3 protein-coding genes are annotated in these 20,532 nt (G+C 54.3%); all 3 read left to right on the top strand.

From position 1 onward, the window contains the following. Positions 1-16 precede the first annotated feature (16 nt). Positions 17-9,319 carry an SDR family NAD(P)-dependent oxidoreductase gene (locus ACLD72_RS32095; protein WP_458476517.1) on the top strand — a complete coding sequence of 3,101 codons (9,303 nt, stop codon included), beginning with the start codon at positions 17-19 and terminating at the stop codon, positions 9,317-9,319. A 14-nt stretch (positions 9,320-9,333) separates the two neighbouring features. Further along, a complete protein-coding gene (locus ACLD72_RS32090; RefSeq protein ID WP_411003843.1) occupies positions 9,334-19,485 on the top strand; it encodes an SDR family NAD(P)-dependent oxidoreductase in 10,152 nt (3,383 codons plus the stop codon). A 6-nt stretch (positions 19,486-19,491) separates the two neighbouring features. Beyond that, positions 19,492-20,532: beta-ketoacyl [acyl carrier protein] synthase domain-containing protein (locus ACLD72_RS32085; protein WP_458476516.1), on the top strand; the 1,041-nt coding region annotated here is incomplete at its 3' end.

The raw sequence follows: 20,532 nt of genomic DNA, 5'->3' as shown, positions 1-20,532 counted from the left end.
CGGAAACGAAGCGGTGGTGGAACTGGAATTGCCGGAGGAAGCGGAAAGAGGAGAAGGGTACGCATACGCGCCGGGGATGGTAGACGGAGCGTTGCAGGCGCTGATCGGGGTAATGGCGAGCGACCCTGGAAGCGGAGAAGGAAAAGCGTACCTGCCGTTTTTTACGGAAGAGGTGAAGTTCCTGCACCGGTTGCCGCGGCGGTGCATAGGGCATATCCGGTTTACCGGAAGCCTGGACGATGGCGGCATTCTGCGGAGCGACATCGGTATTCTGGACCAAGAGGGCCGAGAGTTGATATTGGTGCGCGGCTTCTGCGTTAGAGCGGCGGGAAAAAAGCAGTCTGAACTGGAGATGCGCGACTGGTGTTTTATGCCGGACTGGAGAGAAAGCCCACTTCCGAAGCGCGATTTTCCGCGTACGGCTCCGCTCCATGTGTTCATGAAACACGAGCCTGAACACGAGCGTTTGGTCGCATCGCTCGAAGAAAGAGGGTATGACGTGATACGGGTCTATCCCGGAGAGTCTTTCGTTTCGCCGGATGCCGGTTCAGCCGCACGTTATGAAGTGAATCCCGGCTTGGAGGACAACTATATCCGGCTCTGGGCCCTGGAGGAGGAGCGGCTTGGAAATCTGGAGCAGCTTAGAATTATCCACTTATGGACGTTAGGTGGGGAAGAGGAAAACGGTACTTCCCTCTCGCAATTGCAAGAGTGCTGCGACAAAGGGCTTTACAGCCTGACCCGGCTCATCCGGGGAGTTGGCCGTCTTCGGTCGGCAAAAGCCGAAATTTATGTGCTGACCTGTAATTCTCAGCCGTTCGCAGGATCAAGCCGATTTTCTCCTGGGAACGCCCTGCTTACGGGCCCCGTACAAGCTGCTAATCTGGAATATCCGCTTTTACAATGCCGTATGATTGATACGGATTTTCTTGAAATAAACGGGCACATGCTCTGCAATATTCTACTAAATGAAATGGCGTCCGGCGAAGACGTACTTTCAGTCTATCGAAAAGGAACACGATGGCGGAAATCGCTAACGCCTCTAGAAGAAGCCAGCAGCGTGTACAGCGAGCTGTTATTTCGGACAAACGGAGTATACCTCATCACCGGAGGATTGGGTGGAATCGGTCTGGAAGCGGCGCGTTATTTGGCCGCGCGGCACCGCGTAAAGCTTGTTCTGCTCGGCAGAAACATTCCCGGCGATCAGCCGAATTGGCGTCTTTGGGACGAATTTGGAAGCGGCACTCAAACCTGGATGGGGAAAAAGCGCATCCTTGAAGAAATCAGCGATTGCGGCTCCGAAATTCTGATTCTTCGTGCCGATGTGGCCGATCCGGCCGCCATGGAGGCGGTAAGGGAACAGATCGCTGAAAAATTCGGAAAGGTAAATGGGATTATCCATGCTGCGGGAGTGCTAAAAGATGCACTGTTATGCAATTTGGATGCGGATACCTGGCAGACGGTGCTCCGGCCCAAGACCGCGGGTACGCTGGTGCTGGATCAGGTATTTGCCAAGGATCGGCCCGATTTTATGGTACTTTTCTCCGGGGCGATGTCTCAATTTGCCAATGCCGGACAAGCGAACCATATTTCCGCCAATGCATTCGAAGATGCTTACGGCTATTATCGGCAGAACGTGCTGAACCAGAGGACATTGGTAATCAATTGGTGGTTCTGGGGAGAAAGCGGCGTCATCGCTAAGCCCTTCTATATGGATATTTTAAAAAATAAAGGCTTGAGGCCCCTTTCGAATGCCGAAGGAATGCGGGCTTTCGAAGAGGCAACCCGATCTGGCGGCGTGCAGGTGGTGGTGGCCGATCCGCAAACGGTAAAGGCCATGGCTACTGTTGCCAATACGGGTGATCTTAGGGGAATGCAAGCTATTGCCGATCTGATTCATTCAAGGCTGCCGAAGCTGCTGCCGAGTTCGGAAACGGAGAGAACGGCCCGTTTTGTGGAGGTAATGGACAAGCTTTGCGGTATCTATGCCATGGATATTTTTCGTCAATTGGGCTTGTTTGCCGCTCCTGAGGAGTCTCTGGACCTGGATGATGTCATGGCACGGGGAGGTATCCGCACCGAACACCGTCATTTGACCGCCAGGCTGCTTAAGTTTGCCGCGAACGAGCGCCTGCTTAACGAATCGGGTGGTCGGTATCGACTTTATCGGCATGCAAATATTGATGATGCAGATCCTTCTTCCGCTTACCGGCGGGGAGTCGGACAATTTCCGGAGAATGAGGCAGCGTTTGCGTTCTTAGCGCAATGTTATCGGCACTATCCTCGGCTGCTCACCGGACAGCTGCATGCCATGAACGTACTGTTCCCGAAGAACGGCTCCCCAGGAGTGGAGCAATATTACCGGGAACTTCGCGTCGCTTATCCTTACGCCGAAATAGCGAAAGAAGTCATACTGGCGGTTATGGAGGAGCAAGCAGGGCGCAAGGGGCGGGTCAAAGTGCTCGAAATTGGTGCGGGCACAGGCAGCACAACTGTTACCCTCCTGCCTGAAGCCGCGGACAGAGGAATCGTGGAGCGTTATGATTTCACGGATATATCGCCGGTATTGGTAAATAAGGCGAGTAAGAAGCTGACGCACTACCCATTTGTGAATTATCGAGTTCTGGATATTGAGAAACCGATTGAGAAACAAGACTTCTTAGCCGGTTCCTACGATGTTGCGGTAGCCGCCAATGTTCTGCATGCCACCAGTGATCTGGACGCAGCGCTGCGAAATGCGCGCGGAGTTCTGAAACCAGGGGGGGCGTTCATTCTTTTCGAGAATACGTTGGATACCAGGTATCACGATTTTATTTTTGGAATGACATCTGGATGGTGGAATTACACCGCCGGTTTGGACTCCCGCTCTAACTCACCGCTGCTCTCGCCGGAAGGATGGAAAAAGGCGCTGGGTTCGGCAGGATTTGAAGGCGTGGAAGTTTTTCCGCCCGAAGGAAAAATCAAACATCACTTTTCGGTAATCGTCGCAAGTGCGGGACGGGGTGCGCGCGAAACGGCCGAAAATAAAGCAGGTCCGGCGGTCCTGAAGCCTTATCTTGCCGGTAAAATTGCAGAAGCAAGCGGCCTAATTGTAAAGGAAGAGAGTTTCGGCAAAGCTTTTCTCGATATCGGTCTGGATTCTCTTGCCCTGGTTGGACTGAGCCGAAGCCTCGAAGAAGAGCTGAATATCAGTCTATACCCAACGGTATTTTTCGAATATAACACGCTTGACAAACTTACCGGATACTTGGAGCACGAATTTGGAAAAACGCTGTGTTTGCCTGAATCTCGGCCAGTTCAAGAAGAGCGGGACTGGAAAATCGAAGGGAATCCGGCTCATCAGCCGGAAGCCAGAGAACGGCCGGCATCCCCCGGACCTTCTATGAATAAGCTGAAGGAATATGCTGCTGGTCTGATCGGAAATCTAGCCGGACGCCCGCTGGAGACAAAGGAGCACGACGTCGCCTTTCTCGATCTTGGTCTCGATTCCCTCTCTTTAATTGAGCTGGCGGGCAGGATGGAAAAGGATCTTGGGGTTGAGTTATACCCAACGGTCTTTTTCGAATATAATACCGTAACCAAGCTGTGCGGATATTTGAGGGACAACTTTACGGAAACAGAGCTGTTTGTGCCGAAGGGAGAAGATCGGGAGAAAGCGCCGCGGGTGGAGGCCTCTTCCGCGGGATCCGTCTTTGAAGATTTCCATGCGGCTGTCCCGGAGAATGCTCCGCAACCGGACAGCGCGGAGCCGGGACAGGAGGAAATGGCCGGGGTATTCGTGGAACGTTCCGGTTCCCCGGACGGAGTCGGGATACGGAGGGTTCCGGTTCCCGAGCCCGGTCCGGGTGAAGTGAGAATCCGGGTAACGGCGGCGGGACTGAATTTCTCCGATGTGATGACAGTGATGGGCAATTATCCGAACGCATTGGATTATCCGCATATTCTCGGCTCGGAACTATCAGGCGTTATCGATAAAACAGGACCGGGCGTTTCCCGATCACTAATCGGCAGGGAGGTTGCCGCTATAACAAATGGCAGCGGCGCGTTTGCTGAGTATGCGGTTGTCGCGGAAGACGCCGCGATTACGATCGGTCCTTGTTGCTCTCACGATGCTGCGGCTACATTCCCTATAGTATACCTGACATGCCGCCAAGCGCTGCATCGGCTCGGCCAAATGGAGGAAGGAGAGACTTTGCTTATCAAGAGCGCGGCCGGAGGTATCGGCCTGATGGCCGTTCAAATGGCGGCAAAGGCAGGGGTTAATATCATAGGCACCGTAGGCTCCAGGGAGAAGGCCGAATATTTGAACCGGCTTGGCGTAAGCCAAGTTATTAATTATCGGGAAGAAGACTACGCAGCCGCGGTAAGGCGCTTAACCGGAGGACGGGGAGTGGATTTGATCCTGAGTTCATCCAGAGGGGACGAATTGGAGAAAGATTTTTCCCTGCTTGCTCCGGGCGGACGTTTCCTGGAGATCGGCATGGGCGGCATCAGAAAGACCGACGGTATCGCATTAACGGGATTCAGTGAAAATCAGAGCTTGTTTGGCATCGATCTAAGAAGGCTGAATCCAGCTGTTATCCGAAAGCATTTAATCAACCTGGAAGAGCAAATGTTTACCGGCGAGATTGAACCTATTCGGTTTACCGCGTATGACTATAGGGATTTCCGCGAAGCATTCCGTCATTTATCGTCGGGCAGAAGCATAGGCAAAGTTGTTCTGACGTTTTACGGAAAGCACGGTGAGCCCTTGACCATAAACGATCAGGAAGAGGAGAGCGACGAGAGCGGCTCGAGGTCCAATTTGGGAGACATCCCGCATTTCGATGCTTTGGAAGTTCCTGTCTCGGCCGATCACCTCCGGGAACCGGAGAAGGCCCGTATTTCGCACGGCGAGGCCCTGGAGATCGCAATAATCGGTATCGCCGGAAGACTTCCTGGGGCTTCCGATTTGGACGAATACTGGGCCAATCTGGCTTCCGGCACGGACAGCGTAGGCCTTGTCCCGGTAGGCCGTACTCGGCTCATCGGGTGTGCGGGCCAGGACATGACGGGAGGTTTTATCGAGGATGCGGATCGATTCGATAGTCTATACTTCAATATCTCCCCTGCTGAAGCTGTCGCCATGGACCCGCAGCAGCGACTTTTCTTGACGGTGGCTCATGAAGCGGTAGAGGATGCAGGCTATGGAGGGAGTTGCATGCTGGACCGCAGCACCGGGGTGTTCGTCGGGGTATCGCGCCAAGATTATCTCGATGTCGCAGGTGACTTTCCGCAGCAGTCAAAGAGCTATCTTGTCACCGGCAACACGCATTCCGTGCTTGCCAGCCGAATCTCCTACTTTCTGGACTTGAAAGGGCCGGCCATCGCTGTAGACACGGCCTGTTCCTCTTCACTGTCAGCGTTGCATCTTGCCTGCGAAAGTATCCGCAGCGGTCAGTGCGGCATGGCTCTGGCGGGGGGAGTCAACTTGATCCTGAACCCGAAAGGGGCGGATGCCTTTCGGAGTATGAGGGCCTTGTCAAAGCAGGGCCGCTGCAAAGCCTTCGACCGGGATGCGGACGGTTTCGTGTCGTCCGAGGGAGCGGGTGCATTTGTTCTTAAGCCTTTAGGGCGCGCTCTGGCTGACGGTGATCATATTTATGCCGTCATTAAGGGCAGCGCGGCGAACAACGACGGTTTCTCAAACGGGATTACTGCGCCGAACTCGTCTGCCCAAACGGAGGTGATTCGTAGAGCAATGGAACACGCGCTCGTTTCTCCCGAAACTGTGTCTTATGTGGAAACCCATGGTACCGGGACCTTGCTTGGCGATCCGATTGAAGTCGAGGGGCTTGCCAAAGTATTCTCGGCGGTCCGGCCTTCATCGTGCGCGATAGGCTCGGTGAAAACAAATATCGGACACGCGGAAACGGCGGCGGGGGTTGCCGGCTTACTGAAAATTATATTGTCGTTTAAACATGGATTCCTTCCGCCCACCATCCATTTACGGCGGGAAAATCCCCTGCTGAGGCTGGAACACTCGCCTTTTTATGTAAATGATCGTCTCATCCCCTGGAACAAAGGAGACAGCGGGGAGCCCCGAAGAGCGGGGATCAGCTCGTTCGGCTTCAGCGGGACTAATGTCCACGTCATTCTGGAAGAAGCGCCGGAGATCCCGCTCCTAAAGCCGAGCGCGGAACATGAGACTTTACCTTGTATTTTCACTATGTCGGCGGCGTCTCCGGAAGTGCTCGAAGTATTGGGCGACCGGTATAAACATTGGCTGGAGCGCAGGCGGGGGCTGCGAATTCAGGACATATGCCATGCGGCCAACACCGGAAAAAGGTCGATGAAGTCAAGAACTGCGTTTCTCGTATCTTCAATGGCTGATTTGGCGGAACGGCTGGAGCGTCTGAAAACCCATTTGCTGGAGACGGAACAGTCCGTTTACAAGCGCCCGGACGGAAAAACAGTTTTGTATTTTGGGGATATCGGAGCGAGCGGACAGCCTGAGACAGTATGGACCGGCTTAGGCCTGCCGGGCGGAAAACAGTCGAAAGCCCTATTAAATCGCTTGATCAAGGCCGTCTCGGAGATTCCGCTCTCCCCGTCTGTGAACTGGCTTGCCCGCCAGTATCTCTATGCGGAATGGCTGAAGCTTATGGGGGTGGTTCCGGATTTGGTGATAGGCGAGGGGCTGGGACGCTATACCGCTTTGGCGGTCAGCGGAGCTCTTCCGCTTGAAGCGGCGCTCCGGCGGGCCTGCTCCGGAGAAGAACCGCTCGCAGGGGTCGTTTGTCCTGAAGTGCCGGTGGCTGTTATTCAAGAGGGTAAAGGGCAGCCGATGGAAATTACGGATATCCGTGTGTCGGACAAGCTTTTGATCAAGGAATTGCTAGATGAAGTGCAGATTAGACACCTCATCCGTATCGGTTCGGCGGAAGGGCAAGCTTGTTCTGACTGGGATTTTGGAAATGGCAATTTGGACTCCGCGGTTCCCGTTTCAGCAAATCCGACAGAGGACCGCAAAGCGCTGCTTGAGACGTTATGCAGCGTTTACCGGTCCGGCTGCGATATACACTGGGACATTTATTATGCGGATACGAACATTCGCAAAATTCCGCTCCCGGGCTATCCGTATGAGCCTAAGAGCCATTGGGCCGCACCAAAGGGGGACATGAAAGAAACACTGGAACAAGAAGAAATTGCTTCTGGCGAACTGTACCGATGGAACTGGTTCCCTGTCAAAGAGGCAGAACTTCCGGACGCCTCCGCCCCTCTACCGGGTACCTGGATCGTATTTGCGGATGATCAAGGCGTAGGGGATGTATTGGGACGAAAACTAGCCAGAGCGGGAGCTACTGTTGTTCGGGTACGGGAAGGAGACGCCAGTATAAAGATCAGCGATACCGAATTTTTTCTTAATTCTCGGGATGAACAGGGTTATATCATGCTGGGGGACGCGATCCGCAACTGCGGGAGTCTGCCGCCCGTCACGGGAATTGCCCACCTGTGGTCGTTGTCTGCGGTAAATGGAGACGGTGGTGGCGAGCGGTGGGAGGAGACGGAAAACCGATTCTATTCGGGCCTTTATTCCGTATTTTTCCTGGTTCAATCGTTGCTGGTGCCAAAGCTCCAGACTCCGTTGCGTCTGATTCTGGCTACCTCCAATGCCCATTCTACGGGAATGGAGACATCTCCGCTCTCCTTTCATCAGCAGCCGATGGCTGTTTTTGCCCGGACTTTTGCCCGGGAGGTAAGGAAGCTTGCTGTTTCTACGGTGGATTTTGAAGCCGGGATCCAGGATACATCGGAAACGGCTAAACATATTTATAGGGAAATATGCGGCGGCACTGAAACGGATATCTGCATCCGGGGCGGTAAACGGCTGGCAAAACAGTTGATGCCTTTCTCATCTGCCAATGGCAAAGAAATCTTCGTGAAGCTTGGTGGAGTCTACGTGATTACCGGGGGAACTTCCGGAGTCGGACTCCAGATTGCGGGGCACCTATCTTCAAAATTCGGGGCCTGTGTCATTCTACTTGGAAGAAAAGCGAATCCTTCGGCTGAAGTTGCACGGAAAATTGCGCGGATAAACGAGGAAGGCGGTCAGATTAGGTACATCTGTGCGGACGTGACGGATGAACAGGGGCTGGCGGGTGCGCTGGAGATGATCCGGACTCGCCATGGAGCGATAAAAGGCGTGTTTCATTGCGCAGGCATTACAGAGGACGGATTGGTGGAGGGTAAAAGCTTCGAGTCGTTGAAGCGGGTGTGTGAGCCGAAAATCAAAGGCACGTTGCTTCTTCACCGGCTGCTGATGCGGGACCAAATTGATTTTATCATGCTGTTTTCCTCGATATCTTCGATATTCTGCAATCCGGGGCAGGCCGATTATGCCGCGGCGAATGCGTTTATGAACAGTTTTGCGGAATATGCCCATAACCAATACGGTACGCGCATCTTATCGGTAAGCTGGCCTTATTGGGAAGGAACTGGCATGCGCCAGAACGAGCGGGTTCGGCGGCAACTGTCCCATCTCGGGTTTAAACCGCTTCGGGGAGCGTCGGGAGTCGCCCTGCTGGAGAGGTTGCTTCAAATGGCGACCGTCTGTGCAACCCCGGTTGTTCTTAGCTACAGCGGTACACAGATTAATTCGCTTTTGCCGGGTGCCTGGGATGAAAGAACTGCTGCCATACAACCGACTCTATTGCCGAATAATATCCAGTTTTCGGAAGAAAATGAGTCGGCCTATATGATCCGTGCTTTGAATATGGCGCAGCAGGCGGAAATGCCGGGGCCCGGCGGGAAGGAGAACCTCCTGAACGAACCCGTGACATCCGAAATAGCGCCGCCGAGAGAGAACTCCCCCTCAGAAGGGGCGGACGAAGATTGGGAGGCGGCAACAACACGGGCGGTGCAAGAGGTCATTGCAGAACTGTTGATTCTAGACAGCAGCCAAGTCGATCCGGACCGCAGCTTCAGTGAGTATGGGATGGATTCGATGCTAATTAAGGAAGCTATGATGGCTTTTGAACGCCGCTTTAATTTTCCTGTGTCCTCTTCCTGGTTCATGGAGTACGACACCGTTCGTAAACTTGGGGCGTATCTGTCCACTAGAACAATGGCGGAGCGGCTAGAAGGGCTATCCCAGGAAAATGGCGGGGCGGCATCTGCTCTGTCGGACAAGCCAACGACAACGCTGTGTTGTTCGAACTCTTGGATGGCGACTGGACAGCGGGAAGAAAGTGATGTCATCAGCATTCTGGAAGAGATGAAATCGGGCGGAATGGACATGAATGCGGCCAGCCAAGCCATACTCGATTGGTTGCGTTAGAACTGGAGGGGAACATGGAACATTTAGTGAATCATGTGCTGGAGCAGTTGAAAAACAACGAAATTCCCCAGGAGTCGGCCCTTGCGATGCTGTCCGAGCTTAAACGATTTGCCCAGCGCCAAGCCAGGGACGAAGACAGGGGGAAACGAGATACGGAAGACATTGCCGTTATCGGGTTGGGGTGCCGCTTCCCGGGAGCCGATTCGCCGGAAGAGTTCTGGGACCTATTGTCCTGCGGAGTAGACAGCATTACGGAGTTTCCCGAAAGCCGCTGGCCGATTGAAGCATTTTACGGCGGAAACGGCAGGGAAGCAGGCAAATCCTATTCCAAGTGGGGCGGCTTCATCAAAGACGCGGATAAATTTGCGGCTTCATATTTTGGAATCTCGGCTGAAGATGCCCAAATAATAGACCCGCAACAGCGTCTGTTCCTTGAAGTAGCCAACGAAACCTTCGAACGGGCCGGATATAACCGAAAGACGCTGGCCAAGAGCAGAACGGCTGTCATCGTCGGCGCGCGCGGCGGCACTTACCAGACGATCGGCCATCAGACGATGGACACCTTCCGCTCGAATGTCACGGGAAATATCGCGAATTTTATCGCTGCCCGCATATCGGACGAGTACGATCTAAAGGGACCCAGCTTTACATTGGACACAGCCTGTTCCTCTTCATTGGTGGCGGTCCACTATGCGATCAGGAGCCTCCGGACCGGCGAATGCGATATGGCGTTGGCCGGGGGAGTGGAACTAAAGGTTACTCCTTATCCCTATGTAACGTTATCCAGCGCGGGAGCCTTGTCTCCCAGCGGAAAAAGTTATGTTTTTGACAGACGGGCCGACGGATTTGTTCCGGGGGAAGGAGTTGGAGCAGTTTTGTTGAAGCCGCTGGCCGCAGCGCGTAGAGACGGGGATACGATTTATGCCGTAATCAAGGGATCGGCGGTAAATAATGACGGCTACACCGTCGGAATGACGACGCCCAGTTATGGGCAGCAAAAAAATGTTCTTAAGGAAGCTTACGCGGACAGCGGTATATCTCCCGAAACGGTTACCTTGATCGAAGCCCATGGCACAGGAACGGCTGTAGGCGATCCCATAGAGATGAAGGCGCTAACGGAAGTGTTCCGGGAGCGTTCCTTTAGAGCGGCTTTTTGCGCCATTGGATCGGTAAAAACGAATATAGGGCATTTGGATACGGCGGCGGGTGTGGCAGGTCTGATTAAGGTGGTGCTTGCACTTGCGCACAAAAAATTGCCCCCAACCCTAAACTGCGAGTTTCCGAATCCAAGGCTGGATCTGGTCGCAAGCCCATTTTATCCGAATGCGATTCTTCAAGACTGGGAAGCAGAAGAGGAGCCGCGAAGAGCGGGAGTAAGCTCCTTCGGATTCGGCGGAACCAACTGTCATCTTGTGCTGGAGGAGTTCGCGGAGTGGCAGACGGAGACAGCGTCTGAAAACGGGAGTGTGCATGAACAAGTCTTTACGCTTTCCGCCAACAGCGAACCTGCGCTCCGGCACATGATTCGGGAGTGCGCCGCATCGGCTGCTGGACTTGAGGACGCAGGCATCGCAGATTTCTGCTATACGGCCAACACCGGCAGAAGAGATCTTCCCTATCGAATCGCGGTTGTTTCGTCAACCCGGGAAGAGCTGGCGCAACGTCTGGATGCGGCGGAACGTCTGCATGGCCTGCAAACCAACCCCTACGTATTTTCCGGTCATTGCCGTAAAGGGGAGAAGCGCCAAGTTGCCTTTCTTTTTCCGGGACAAGGGAGTCAGTATAAACAAATGGCCAGGAGGCTGTACGAAACGCAGCCGGTATTCCGGGAAACGCTCCAGCGTTGTAACGATCTCTTGCACGGGGAACTGGAATATCCGCTGCTTGATTACATATACAGCCCGGAATTGGACGAAACGCTGCTGGCAGAAACGGCGGTAACGCAACCCGCATTGTTCTCAATCGGCTACGCGTTGGGCTGCATGTGGATGAATTGGGGAATTCAGCCCCATGCGGTCATGGGGCACAGCGTGGGGGAATATACGGCGGCATGCCTGGCAGGTGTATGGGGGCTGGAAGATGCCCTGCGTCTCGTAGCCGCCCGCGGCCGTTGCATGCAGCAAGCGCCGGGGAAGGGCTCGATGGCCGTGCTGTATGCCGGCAGAGAAGAGGTGGAGCGCCTGCTTGAAATGCTGGAAAGCGAAGAACGAGCGATGATAGGGATCGCAGCTTACAACGGGCCCGCCAACCAGGTAATTTCCGGTGAGTGCGGCGTGATTAGGCGGGTTTTGGATCATGCAGGCGGCTCGGGAATCCGGGCCACAGTCCTTCAAGTGAGCCATGCCTTTCATTCCCCACTTATGCAGCCGGCACTGGAACGGTTCGCCGAAGTGCTGGATACAGTGGAGTTCCATCCAGTTCAACTGCCTGTGATCAGCAATGTGAGCGGCAAACCGGTCAAAAAAGGAACGTTGGACAAGGCCTATTGGCTATCTCATATGGTGCAGCCCGTTCGGTTCGATGAGGGCGTGCAAAGCTTGCTGGAGCTAGGCTGCACGGTTCTTCTTGAAACCGGTCCATCCGCTACGCTGACGGGGATGGCGGCTTCCCGGATCAAGGCCCCGGCCTCCGGTATTGCGACGCTAAACAGGGAAACGGAAGACTGGCTGTCGGTTTCACGCGCCGTTTCTATTCTGTACACATCCGGCGTACCCGTCGATTTTGCGAACTATTATGCGGGCGAATCCCGGAAAAAGGTGGTTCTTCCCGTATATCCGTTGCATATGGAGCGGGAGTCATTCTGGATCAATCAATATCCTTTGGCCGATTCCGTTAACCAGCAGTATCGAAGGATATTGAATTCCGACACTGACCCCGAGCTGCGCGATCATAAGGTGGAAGGCCGATGTCTACTGCCTGCCGTAAGTTCATGGAAGATGATCTGGGAGGCGGGAATTCGCTTCCATGGTCGCGTTGAGGGCTTGTCTGAAATTACACACCTTGCAGGTACTGTGGTTTCCGCCGGGGAGTCAGCGGAATTAAGGGTGATTCCGACAGGGGAAGATCTGCTAGGATTTCGACTGGAGAGCAGGATATCCAAGGACGATCAATGGTCCGTTCAAGTTACGGGCAGATATGTCTTAGACGCTGCGGACCGGGAATTACCGGAATCCATTGGGATTAAGCGGCTGATTAAACGTCTGGAAACGACTGGGAAGCGGAAAGATGCAACAAACGTTTATTCCGGGTTCAGGGAACGGGGGGTGGACTACGGTCCCTATTTCCGGTCGATCGTCTCTCTTTGGGGCGACGATAATTTCGCCCTGGCCGAACTGAAGCTGGACGAATCGGTGGAGGAGGGGGATGAACTGTTTTTTCATCCTTCCATAATGGATTCCGCCCTGCAAACAGTAATCGGCCTCGACTCCGGCGGGAAAGTGGAGGAAGGCAAGACGTTTATCCCGTTCTTCGCGGAGCGTCTGAGCTTGTTCGGCAAAGTTCCCGACAAGGCATACAGTTTGTTTCAAGTGGAATCGTCAAACGCTGAACTGATTATAGCTCGTATTACTATAACTGACAGCGAAGGAACGGTTAAAGCAATACTGTCCGGATTTACGCTGAAAAAATTGAGGCCGCCGTCCCCTATTTCAACCCGGGCCCATGGGAAGCTTTTGGAGGAAACGCCTCGGAACGATTATCTGTATAGGATGGATTGGAAGGAGACGGAGTGGAAAACACGGAGGGTTGCCCATCCCCGTTCAGGCCATATTGCCGTTATTATGAACAATTCCGCGCGGCAGTCGAAGCTTGTCGATGAGTTGGAAGTGAAGGGGGTGCAAGCGGTTCGGATTGTGGTTGCCGCCGGTGAATCGGGGCAACACCAGGAGGGAAAACTTTTTTTTCGAATTCCGTCCCTAAGCCAGGAACACCTCTCCGGCGTATGGTCGGCACTTGATCGGGAAGGGATAGGTCCGGACGGATTTCTGCATCTCGCGGCATTTGCCGGAAACGGCGAAGAAATGCAGTCCGAGTCTGCGCTTGAGCAGTACCAGGAACGGCTTATCTTCGGCATTCAGACGCTGATCACCTTTATGTCCGGAACGGGGGCGGGTAAAAGATCTTTATATCTGGCGGCTGACGGATTGTTTCAAGCAGCCGGGGAAGATCGTCTGCGTCCCGAAAATGCGGTGCTTCCCGGATTAGCCTTGGCCTTGCGCCGGGAATATTCGCGGTGGAATATTCGTCTGCTGGACGTGTCGCCTGAACGCGCGGAAACGGCGGATTCGGTCATTCGTGCTTTAAACGGTGATCATGACGCCGAGATTTTGCTGCTGAGGGGAAGCAGGATTTACGCAAGAGAATTTACGCCCATCCCCCGAATCTCAGGCTTAGCCGGCGGTTGGAAACCCGAAGCCAACGGCACTTATCTGATCACCGGAGGATTAAGCGGGATCGGATGGGAACTGGCCCGGTATTTGGGTGCAAACTACACGGTGAACCTCGTGCTCGTCGGCCGGTCTGCGTTTCCGCCGAGAGAACGGTGGGGGGCATATCTGGAAAACCATTCGATGCGGGACGCTGCGGCATTGATGATTCAGACGATGCTCGAACTGGAGCGGCGAGGAACCCGTTTTACCATCGTGCAGGGTGATGCCGCCGATGCGGGAGCCATGGGGGCGCTGAAGGACGGCCTCGCGAGGAGCGGCCAGCGAGTCCAAGGGATCTTCCACTGCGCGGGCGTGCTGCGCGACGGCTTGTTCCAAGGGAAACCGGCAGAACAGATTCGGGAAGTTTTGCGGCCGAAAGTGACAGGCTCCTACGTTTTGTCTAAAGTGTTCGCAGAGGTAGACGGCTCGGCACCGTTTATGGTGCTGTTCTCCAGCATTGCATCCGTGTTTGGCAGCCGTGGCCAGGCGGAATATGCGGCGGCTAACGCTTTTCTAGATGGCTACGCCGAGAAGCTGCGTTACCAGGAAGGCATCCGGGCGTACAGCGTCAACTGGACGCTGTGGTCTGAGGCCGGTATGGGTATCAAGGATAGAAGTCTTGGCATGCATACGGCAGCAGGGATTCGGCCGATTTCTACGGCGGAAGGGATAGGCGCGCTTATGGAGGCGATAGCGGCCGATAGCGGCCGGGTGTTGGTCTTGGGACAGAAGGTGGAGGAAATAGGCGGCTACCAGGCGGCGAACGCATATCTGGAGGTAGAGATGACAGGAGGGAACGGAAGTTTGGCGGCCATGGACTCTAATCGTCCAAACGAAGGGGATTCCAAGCATACGGAACAACAGGATCGAAGAGAACTGATCCAGGAACTGTTGCTCGAGCGTGTGGCAGAGTTGTTGGAAATGCCGCCGGGAGAGATTGACTGTGAGGCCAACTTCCTGGAGCTTGGACTGGATTCCGTAAGGCTGTTGGGTATAACCGAATGGTTGGGAGGCCTGCTGAATCAAAATATCTATCCTACACTATTATTCGAATATTCCTGCATCCTGGATTTGGCCGGCTATCTGGCGGGGGCATTCTCCTCTGAGGCTTGGAAAGGACTGCTGCGGAAGGCAGGCGAACCGGCCCTAGCAAGCCAGGCTGCTCCATTTTTCAGGTCCCCGGAGGCTTTGCAGGATTTGGAAGATTCGGGATATAGGTCAGGAGAAAATCATGAAAATGGAGTTGGAAGCAGCAGCGGAAATATTTCCGAAAATTATCGTGATTTGGAGAAGTCCTCGGTGCTTTTGCATGCGGGCGAGGATGAGACTCCAGTTCAAGGGGAGAAGCAGGCGGCCGCTCCGGGTGCCCGGGATATCGCGATTATCGGAGTTTATGGCAGGTTCCCGGGCGCGCCAGATCTGGAGACATTCTGGAAAAACAACGATGACGGAACGGATGCCATTTCCGGCTACCCTGTGGAACGATTGGGAAATCTGCCCGAAGCTGAACGGTTAAGAGGGCGGGAAGGGGGATTTCTGGAAGACATCGATCAATTCGACCCCCTCTTCTACAATATTTCCCCCAAGGAAGCGGTATATATGGATCCGCAGCAGCGGCTGATTCTGGAAGCCGCAAGCGAAGTGCTGGAGATGGGCGGATACGATTCAAAAACGCTTGACGGCATCAAGGCGGGGATCTTTATCGGAGCAAGCCAGACGGAATACAAAAATTTGTGGGACGGCAATGCGGAGAAAAGTCCATACATGGGTCTTGGAAACTCTCTGTGCGTCATTGCCAACAGGGTATCCTACCTTCTCAACCTGAAAGGACCGAGTATAGTGGTGGATTCGGCCTGTTCTTCATCTCTGGTCGCGGTGCATATGGCTTGCAAAAGCCTTTGGTCCGGCGATTCGGATATTGCGATTGCGGGAGGGGTTCAGCTTTACTTAAACTCTTCGACCTACGATATTTTCGACAAAGCGGGCATGCTTTCCCAAACTTCCCGCTGCCGAAGCTTTGATAGGAGAGCGGACGGATATGTAAGGGGCGAAGGGGTTGGAGCGGTGCTGTTGAAACCGCTATATCTGGCCGAAAAAGACGGGGATATCATTTATGCCGTTATCAAGGGAAGCGCGGTGAATCACGACGGCAACGACAAGGTAGGAATAAGCGCTCCGAACCCGAAGGCGCAGAAAGAAGTAATCCTGTGCGCATTGCAGACGGCTGGCGTGCATCCGGAAACCATAGGGTATGTGGAAGCCCATGGCACGGGGACGTCGCTTGGAGATCCAGTGGAAATTACCGGGCTTACACAGGCATTTCGGACCCAAACGGATAGAAATTCGTTTTGTGCGTTAGGAACTGCTAAGTCGTCCATCGGACACTTGGAAGCGGCTGCGGGAATCGCAGGGCTGCTGCGAGCCGTCGGTGCTCTGCGGCACCGGAAGTTGCCGGCCACACTGCATTTTGATGAACCGAATCCGCATATTCCGTTTGTGGACACTCCTTTTTACGTTAATGCAAGAACCGCTTCCTGGGAGCGCTCAAACCATCCGCGGCGATCAGGAGTCAGTGCTTTCGGTTTTGGGGGAACGAACTGTCACGTTATTCTGGAAGAATATGAAGAATCGATCCTTTCGCAGCCCATTTCGGATAAAGAACCGCATCTGTTGCTGTTGTCTGCAAAGAATATCCAAGCATTGCATGACCGGGTGAAACGCTTGGGCGACTATATGGACCGCAATACCGGCGCTACACTGGCCGAAATCTGCCGCTCTGCTTACAGAGGAAAGGATTTGCATGAAGAAGAACATCTTGCCGTTTTTGCCGAAAGTCTTTATCAGTTGAGGGACAGAATCGAGATCTTGCAATTAAAGGGCATTGAGCAAGGAAGCAATCCTTTCGGTATTTTCCATGGAAGAAAGACAAACCGACCGAACAGGGTGATTCTGATACTGACGGCGCTTGGCCCGGGCGCATGGGAAGCTCTGCGGGAGTTCCGTTCCCATATTCAAATTGGTTGGGTGGACTCATGTATCGACGGTCTGGAACTTGACCGGGAAACGCTGCTGCCGAAGTTCGGAAGAACGTTAGTAAATCCATGGCCGTTTCGTGAAGCCGCGGCAGGCATCATCCTGCAATATGCCCTTGTTCGTCGTTTACTAGAAGCCGGGCTTAAACCTGCTGGGATATTCGGCGATGAAACGGGAAGTGTTGTAGCTGGCTTGATCGACGGAACGATTGATCTTCATGCAGCAGCCGAATGGCTCGGCGGCAATCATTCCCGGGAAGAGGTGAAGACCGACTTCAATCGGGAGATTCGCGACTGGTTGGCCAAGTATGATAGGGACGGAGTCTTGGCGCTGGAATGTTCGGGAAACAGGTCTGAAGCACGGGAATGGAATACAGTCAGTTCCGTACCTGTCGTCTCCCTGTTCGGCCGAGGAATGCCAGCCCGATCAGCGCTGCTCAACGCTTACGGGGCACTATATGCTGCGGGGTATGAGGTTCACTGGGAGTCTCGGGAGGATTTGAATGGAACAAGAAAAATTCCACTCCCCCCTTACCCTTATCAAAAAAAGAAATATTGGCCCGATTTTGGGGACAAATCGGAAACATCTACGCCAACAGGTTATTTTCCGCCCTACACGGCTTCCGGTTCACAGCCTGCGCCGATGCAGTCTGAACCTGTACAGCTTGCGAAGATAAACGGCGGGGATAATTCCGCTGCAGGGTTGCTCTATACATGGGACTGGGTAGAACAGGCGCCTTTTCTGCCCGGATCTGTTCCGGCTACGAATGGCCTCTGGCTGATATTTAGCGTAGGAGACGGCTTCTCGGCCGGCATCGTCCGGGAAATGAGAGAACGGGGATTTCAGGTGGTGGAAGTCACGGAAGGAACGGAATATGGAGAGTCTCTGCAATCCGTCCGGATTAATCCCAACGATCCCGAGCATTATGAACGATTATTCGCCTCCTTGGCTGGTCCGGTAGCTTTAAGCGGGATTATTCATCTTTGGGCAACCGGTCCGAAGTCGGACAGGTGGGCCGAAATTAAAGATCTTGAGGGGGATCTGGCCAGGGGGTTGTACTCCATTTATCATATCGGGCGGCGCTTGACGGCGTTCTCGCGAAATATTTCTCTGTATGCCGTTACGGAGGGAGCGCATAGATATCAAGTTACGGGGCAACCGGTGTTCCCCGACCGGCTAGCCTTGTCCGTGGCGGTATGCGGTTTATCCAAGGAGCTTAGGCATGTGCGAGGCATCGCTCTGGATTTTGATTTGGCAAAGGATAGGCTTGATGAGCGCATCGTCATCCTGACCGATACCATCACCGCTAATCCAGGGAAAGAAGGGCTGTATATATACCGCAAAGGACAATGGCGAATCCGGACGTTGACACCTGCACTTGAATTCTCGGATCGCCGGGATTTCCTGGTACACGGAGGTGTTTACCTCATCACCGGCGGACTGGGCGGAGTCGGATCGATCATTGCCGAACGGCTGGCGGCGGCGGGCGCTTCCGCTCTGATTCTTACAGGGAGATCGGCTCTTCCGGCGGAACAGGCGCATAATCCCGTCGAAGAGAAGGAGGGCAGGCCGGGTGCCGCGCTGGCACGATTGCTCCATTTAAAGAAATTGTGCCGGAATGTGGATTATTATCAGGCAGAAGCGGCGGACGCTTCCGCCATGCTCCAGGTCGAACGGAATGCTCTAAGGGATTACGGACGGATTGATGGAGTTGTTCACTGCGCAGGCGTTGCAGAAGATGCGCCGATTGGCGCTAAAGCATTTTCCTCTTTCCTTCGAGTAATCCGGCCCAAAATTCACGGATCGTTGATTGCGGGACAATTAGCGGAAAGGAACGGAGCTTTTCTGGCAATGTTTTCTTCCGTTGCCGCACTGGGCGGAAACCCGGGCCAACTAGACTATGCCTCCGCGAACGCTTTTATGGACGGGCTCGCGGCCGGAGGTCCGACTGAAGTGAAATGTATGTCCATCAACTGGCCGTATTGGGTTGAAGGCGGGATGGGAGGAGACGCGGGATCGCTGCGTCGCTTAGCCGAAGCCGGTTTGAGGCCGCTTGCGGCTGAAGAAGGAACGGAGTGTTTAATGATGCTTTTGGAATCGCGACCGTCCTCCAATATCGCCGTCATTCCTCTGGTTGGCGTTCAAACCTCCCCATCAATACCGAATATTGAGGCTCATGGGCCATTCAAGGTGGAGGGGGAATCGGAAACGGCAGCATATTTAACCGGCCTGATTGCGCGTCTGGTTATGACGGAGGAAGAACATATCCAGCCCGATCTTCACTTAGATCATTACGGTCTGGATTCACTGATTATTCAGGATGCTCTAACCGAAATTGAACGCCATTGGGGCTGTCCAGTCGAGCCGTCCGTGTTTCAGGACTTTCCCACGGTGCGGTCTCTGGCAAAATATCTGACTCAGCAGTACGGCGCTCCACGTCCGATGTCGGCAGTTGAGAGCGGCAGTCGCGGGGCACGCGATCTGCTAACGCCGATTGCAATGCAATCGGATGTGGTAAATCAAGCCGAGCAATACATTATGGATGGTTTGCCGGGGAAGAAGGGGAATACCGAAGCGGAGCGACCGCAGTATGGAAGCGAAGCGGAACGGATCAAGGCTGCGCGCATGGAGATCCTGCAGGCCATTGCAGACGGCCGGATCAATCGCAGTCTTGCGATGGAGAGATTGCAGATTTTGGGAGGGTGACAGACGGTGGAGAGATTTAAGGAAGAAATCATAAGTCGGTTAGAAAGCGGCGGCATTACTCCCGAAGAAGCGTATTCTCTTTTCTTTGAAGGTGGAAGCCTTGCGGATCCGGAAGATAGCGGACAAGACAGGAGAAAAGTTGGGGATGCGGGGGATGGGGATATTGCGATCATCGGTTTCGCCTGCCGCTTTCCGGGGGCCTCCGATGCAGAGAAACTCTGGATACTGTTAAAGGAAGGGAAGTGCTCTGTCGGAGAAGTACCTTCCGGGCGCTGGCGAATGGACGAGGCCTTGTCGGACGAAGGGATGAATCCGGCGGGACCTTATTGCAGACAGGGCGGTTTTATTGAAGATATTGAGGGATTCGCGGCCGATTTCTTTGGTTTGAGCGTGGAAGAAGCCGAAGCCATCGACCCTCAGCAACGGCACTTGTTAGAAACGGCTTATCATACATTTGAGCATGCGGGCTACAGCCGCGAGGAACTTTGGGGAAGCGGGACGGGCGTCTTTGTCGGGTGCCGGGCCGGGAATTATCATCCGGACAAACCGCAGAAAACCGATAAAGCGTGGATCAGAGCAAAGCTGACAGGGACGATTGGAAACTTTAACGCGGCGAGAATCTCCGATTACTTTAATTTGAAGGGCCCCAGCCTTGTGTTCGACACTGCCTGTTCTTCCTCGCTGGTCAGCGTTCACTATGCCTGCAAGGCGCTGCGCGACGGTGAGTGCGGCATGGCGCTGGCCGGGGGCGTTGAATTGAAAGTTCACGCGGATACGTTCGTGTCCCTGAATCTGGCCAAAGCGCTGTCACCGGACGGAACCTGCCACGTGTTCGACAAACGGGCGAACGGATTCGTGCCGGGAGAAGGGGTCGGGGCGGTGCTGCTGAAGCCGTACCGCCGGGCATTAGCGGACGGTGATACAGTCTATGCGGTGATCAAAGGCTCCGCTGTCAACAACGACGGACATACGATGGGAATTACGACGCCGGATTTGGAGGGGCAGGCGGCGGTGATCGAGCGGGCTCTGGAAGAGGCCGGTGTGCAT

This window comes from Paenibacillus lacisediminis, from assembly GCF_046567315.2.
Note: the sequence above shows the minus strand (reverse complement) of the source record. Positions and strands in the feature narration are given on the sequence as shown.